This is a genomic window from Achromobacter sp. DMS1 (genome assembly GCF_001270295.1).
This window is the reverse complement of record NZ_LHSJ01000307.1, coordinates 1-4670: the sequence shown is the minus strand read 5'-3', so window position 1 is coordinate 4670 and position 4670 is coordinate 1. Positions and strand designations below refer to the sequence as shown.

Sequence of the window (4670 nt, the reverse complement as noted above, 5' to 3'; positions counted from 1 at the left end):
ACGGCGCGGCGCGCATGGCGCGTGTCCACCACCAGCACGACCTCGTCGCCGGGGGGCGATCACGGTGCCGCTGCCGCCGCGCAGGGGCCGCCCGCCGCGCAGCACGTCCACCACGCGCGCCTGCACGTCGGGCCAGACGTCGCGCAGCTCGTCGATGGGATGATGCGCCATGGGACTGCCGTGGCTGACCCTCACGGTGACCACGCTGACCCGCCCTTCGGCGAACTCGACCACCTGCAGGGCCTCGGGAAACTCGATGAGGCTGTGCAGATAGGTGGTGACGCTGCGCTCGGGGCTGATGAGCGCGTCGATACAGAAGCCGTCCTCGCCCATCAGTTCGGGGTGCTCGGGAAACTCCGGCGACCGGATGCGCGCGATGCGGCGCGGCACGTTGAACAGCTGGCGCGCCATCTTGCACGCCACCATGTTGGCGGCGTCGGAAGCCGCGCAGGCGATGAGGAGATCGGTGTCGGCGGCGCCGGCCGCCTCCATGATCGAAACCTGCGTGCCGTCGCCGTGGATGACGCGCAGATCGAAGTGTTCCTGGAGATACTGCAACTGCCCGGCATCCGTATCGACGACCGTGATGTCGTTCTCTTCGGAAACCAGGTTTTCCGCCACGCTGGTGCCCACGCGCCCAGCGCCCATGATGAGGATCTTCATGTGCCCCGCTTGCGCGCGGATTCGATGCCCAGTTGCTTGAGCTTGCGGTAGAGGTGGGTGCGCTCCAGGCCCGTGCGCTCGGAGACGCGGGTCATGCTGTGGCTTTCGCGGACCAGGTGGTATTCGAAATAGATGCGCTCGAACTCGTCGCGCGCTTCGCGCAGGGGCTGGTCGAGCGAGATGCTGCCGAGCTGGCCGTTGGCGGTGACCGGCACTTCGCCGGACGGCGCGGGAGCCAGCGTGGGCGGATCGAGCTCGTCTTCGAGCGCGACCGGGGCGCTGGGCGCCGCCTGGTGCGCGGCGGCGGGAGCGGGATGCGGGGCGCGCCCGCGCGCCAGCCCGGCCGCCACGGTCTTGAGCAGGCGCTGCAGCGTGATGGGCTTTTCGAGGAAATCCATGGCGCCGATGCGCGTGGCCTCGACGGCGGTATCGATGGTGGCGTGGCCGCTCATCATGATGACGGGCATGTCCAGGAGGCCCTGCGAGCCCCATTCCTTGAGCAGGCTGACGCCGTCGGTGTCGGGCATCCAGATGTCCAGCAGCACGAGGTCGGGACGCATGCGCAACCGCGCGGCGCGCGCCTGCGCCGCATTTTCGGCCAATTCGACCGTATGCCCCTCGTCGTAAAGGATTTCCGACAAAAGTTCGCGAATACCGACTTCGTCGTCAACCACCAGGATTCTGGCCATAAAGCATCCACCTATTGCGTAGCCGCATTATGCTTTTGTTGCGCGGTCGCGTCCATAGTATCGGCCCCGGGTGCCAGCCGGGTCAACAGAATGGATATCCGCGCCCCCCCTTCCTTGCGATTCGCAAGATCGATGCGCCCGCCGTGTTCTTCCACGATCTTGCGCACGATGGCCAATCCTAACCCAGTGCCATGCGCCTTGGTGGTGACGTATGGCTCGAAGGCGCGCTGCATGACCTGCTGGGAGAAGCCCGGGCCGGTGTCGGCCACGGTGAGGCGCACGGCCTGCTGGTCGGAGCCGTCGGGCTGTTCGCTGTGCGTGAGCTGGGTCTTGATGCTCACCTGCCCCTGCCCGCCCTGCTCGGCCACCGCGTCGCGCGCATTGGCCAGCAGATTGTGGATGACCTGGCGCAGCTGGGTGGGATCGCCCTCGATGGCCGGGAGGTCGGGCGCCAGCGCCACGTCCAGCATGAACGCCTTGGCGCCGTGGCGCGTCATGCCGCCCTCGGCCGGATCCCAGCCGTAGAGCGACAGCACGTCGGCCACCAGCGCGTTGAAATCCAGGCGCTGCATGACGGCCGGCGGCGTGCGGGCGTACTCCCGGAAATCGTCCACCATCTGCTTCAGCGAGGCGACCTGGTTGATGATGGTATTGGTGGAGCGCTCGACGATCTGCGCCTCCGCCTCGGGCAGCTTGCCGGCGAGCTTCATGGCCAGCCGCTCGGCGGAAAGCTGGATGGGCGTGAGCGGGTTCTTGATTTCGTGCGCCAGGCGGCGCGCCACTTCGCCCCAGGCCACCGTGCGGTTGGCCGAAATGACCTCGGTGATGTCGTCGAACACCACCAGGTAGCCGTTGCCGCGGCCGTCCACCCGCAGGTGCGTGCCGCGCGCGAGCAGCGTGAGCGTCTGTGGCGACTCGTCGCCGCCCGGCTGCGCCAGCGATATCTCGAACTGCTGCTGCCAGTGCTGGCGCTCCGAGCCCACGGCCGCGTGCGCGGAAAACGCCTGGCGCACCACGTTGGCGAATTCCAGCATGCCGTCGGCCGTTTCGAGCGGACGTCCGATCACCGAGCGCAGGTCGGCCTGCAGAATGGTCTGGGCCCCCTGGTTGACCGTGGTGACGCGAAAAGACTCGTCGAACACCAGCACGCCCGACGACAGGTTGGAGAGCACGCTCTCCAGGTAGACATTGGAGCGTTCCAACTGCTGGCGGTTGCTCTCCACCATGCGGCGCGCCTCGTCCAACTGGCGCGTCATGGCGTTGAACGAACGGGTAAGCTGGCCCACCTCGTCGCGCTCCGGCGGCTCGGGCAGCGGCCGGTAGTCGCCCACGCCCACGGCCTGCGTGCCGGCCGCCAGGCTCAGCAGCGGGCGCACCAGCCGCTTGGACAGCGAAAGCGCCACGGCAATGGCGCCGAAGGCCGCCAGCAGCAGGGCCAGCGTCAGCGTGATGCCGTACAGCTTGCGCAGGCCCAGCCGCGAAAGCGCCAGTTCCTGGTAGTCGCGGAACCCTTGCTGCACGCGGTTGGCGTTGTGGGCGATCTGCTCCGGCACCGGCTGCACCAGTTGCAGCCAGCGCGGCTCGGACGCGCCCAGCAGCCCGTCGTAGCGGTCGGGGCCGGACAGCGGAATGACCACGCGCAGGTGCAGCCCGCCTTCGTCGCCCGGGGCCACGGGGTCGTCGGCTTCCGCCGCCGAATAGCCGCGCGCCAGCCGCAACTGGTTCATCACGGCCGGCGGCGGCATGGCCGGCATGAGCTGGCCGTACTGGCTGGTGGAAAACGCCACCATGCGGCCGCTGCCGGTGAACACCATGGCTTCCTGCACGCCGTTGCTTTCGCGCAGGCGGGTGAGCGCCAGCGAAATGCCCGTGTCGCTGTTGCGGCTGAGCTCGGTGGCCATGGAGCGGGCGCGCGCGTCCAGGTCGGCCAGCAGCGAATCGAGCGCCGCGCGCCCCAGGTTGAGGCCGGCCTCCAGCGCGGAATCGACCCGCACGTTGAACCACGATTCGATCGAGCGCGACATGAACTGGACCGACACCGTGTAGATCAGCGCGCCCGGCACCACGCCGATCAGGGCGAACGCCAGCGAGAAGCGCGCGGTCAGGCGCGCGCCGAACTGGCGGCGCCGGATCTGGCGCGACAGCCGCACCGTCAGCGCCACCACCCAAATGAACAGCGCCAGCGCGAAAATGCCGTTGAGCACCAGCAGCACGTCGTAATAGCGCGCGAACCGGGACGCGTTTCCGGTCGACCAGGCCAGCAGCCCCAGCAGAGCCAGGCCGCTGACCGCGCCTATCAACAGGGCAAGCCGCAGCAGCAGCCTCATGACGGGTCTTTCTCCTGTTTCACGGTGAAGGTGAAATCGCTCCAGGGAGTGGATTGGGTCCAGGCGCTGCTGTTGAGCGCATTGACCTGGAAGGGCCGCGGCAGCAGCGAGGTGTCCAGCCGCAGGCGCAGCTGCCCGCCGTACTCCACGTCTTCGTCGAACTCGCCGGCATCGGCCACGGCCCAGTTGCGCACGTGCCGGATGACGCTCATGGCGTCGTCGAGCGAGGCCACGGGAAACGTCAGTTCGCCCACGCCGGCGCGCCACTGGCGGGTCAGGGCGTTATAGCCCACGCGCCAGGTGCGGCTGGTTTCGACGATGGACTTGTCGAACCACCACCAGCGCTCCCGGGTGATGGTGAGGTCGGCCGTGAAATACAGCGACAGCCCGCGCTGCGCCGCCTCGCGGAGCTGGTCATTGAGGTCGAAACGGATATCGGCGTCGATTTCCAGCATGCCGTTGCGGATGACCGGCTCCACTTTCAGCACTTTGGGCTCGTCCGCATGGGCGACGCCGCCCGGCAGGAACCAAAACAGGGCAGATGCCAGCAACAAGCCTAGAAATGAGCGCGAAATAATGGACATACGACACCAGACCAACGTCACGCCCTTATTCTTGGCGATTCATGACAGCTTGGCAAACAAGGCATAGAAAAAACCGTCGCGCTGGGCGGCCGGTGTTGCGCCGATGGCAACAGGCAGCAGCTGGCCGGGCGCGTCCAGCCTGCGGGCGTCGGGGTGGCGCTCGAGAAAAGCCTCGGCCTGGCGCTCGCCTTCGGCCGGGAACACCGAGCAGGTGGCATACAGGAGCCGCCCGCCCGGCGCCACGGTGCGCCACAGGGCGTCGGCGATGCGGGCCTGCAGGGCGGCGGTGCGGCGCAGGTCGTCCTCGCGCCGCAGCCAGCGGATGTCCGGATGGCGGCGCACAATGCCGGAGGCCGTGCAGGGCACGTCGGCCAGCACCGCGTCGAAGGGCCGGCCATCCCACCAGG

General features: G+C 68.2%; 3 protein-coding genes and 2 pseudogenes. All 5 read right to left on the bottom strand.

Annotated features, from left to right (window positions below):
* Window positions 1-663, bottom strand: a pseudogene (locus AD428_RS23105) (NAD-binding protein); the annotation flags it as partial.
* Window positions 660-1352 (bottom strand): response regulator, encoded by a 693-nt coding sequence (locus AD428_RS23100; RefSeq protein ID WP_053246713.1) that lies wholly within the window; start codon window positions 1350-1352, stop codon window positions 660-662. The gene AD428_RS23100 and the pseudogene AD428_RS23105, both read right to left, overlap by 4 nt.
* Before the next feature lie 11 nt (window positions 1353-1363).
* A complete protein-coding gene (locus tag AD428_RS23095) occupies window positions 1364-3679 on the bottom strand; it encodes a sensor histidine kinase (protein ID WP_053246712.1) in 2316 nt (771 codons plus the stop codon).
* Window positions 3676-4284, bottom strand: a complete 609-nt coding sequence (locus tag AD428_RS23090; RefSeq protein ID WP_235491086.1) for a DUF4390 domain-containing protein — start codon at window positions 4282-4284, stop codon at window positions 3676-3678. The genes AD428_RS23095 and AD428_RS23090 overlap by 4 nt, the downstream gene beginning before the upstream one ends.
* 18 nt (window positions 4285-4302) lie before the next feature.
* Window positions 4303-4670, bottom strand: a pseudogene (locus AD428_RS23085) (16S rRNA (cytosine(967)-C(5))-methyltransferase RsmB); the annotation flags it as partial.

What these genes read in the sequence shown, in the direction of transcription:
- AD428_RS23100 (WP_053246713.1), bottom strand. Translation starts at nt 1,352, where the DNA reads ATGGCCAGAATCCTGGTGGTTGACGACGAAGTCGGTATTCGCGAACTT.
- AD428_RS23095 (WP_053246712.1), bottom strand. Translation starts at nt 3,679, where the DNA reads ATGAGGCTGCTGCTGCGGCTTGCCCTGTTGATAGGCGCGGTCAGCGGC.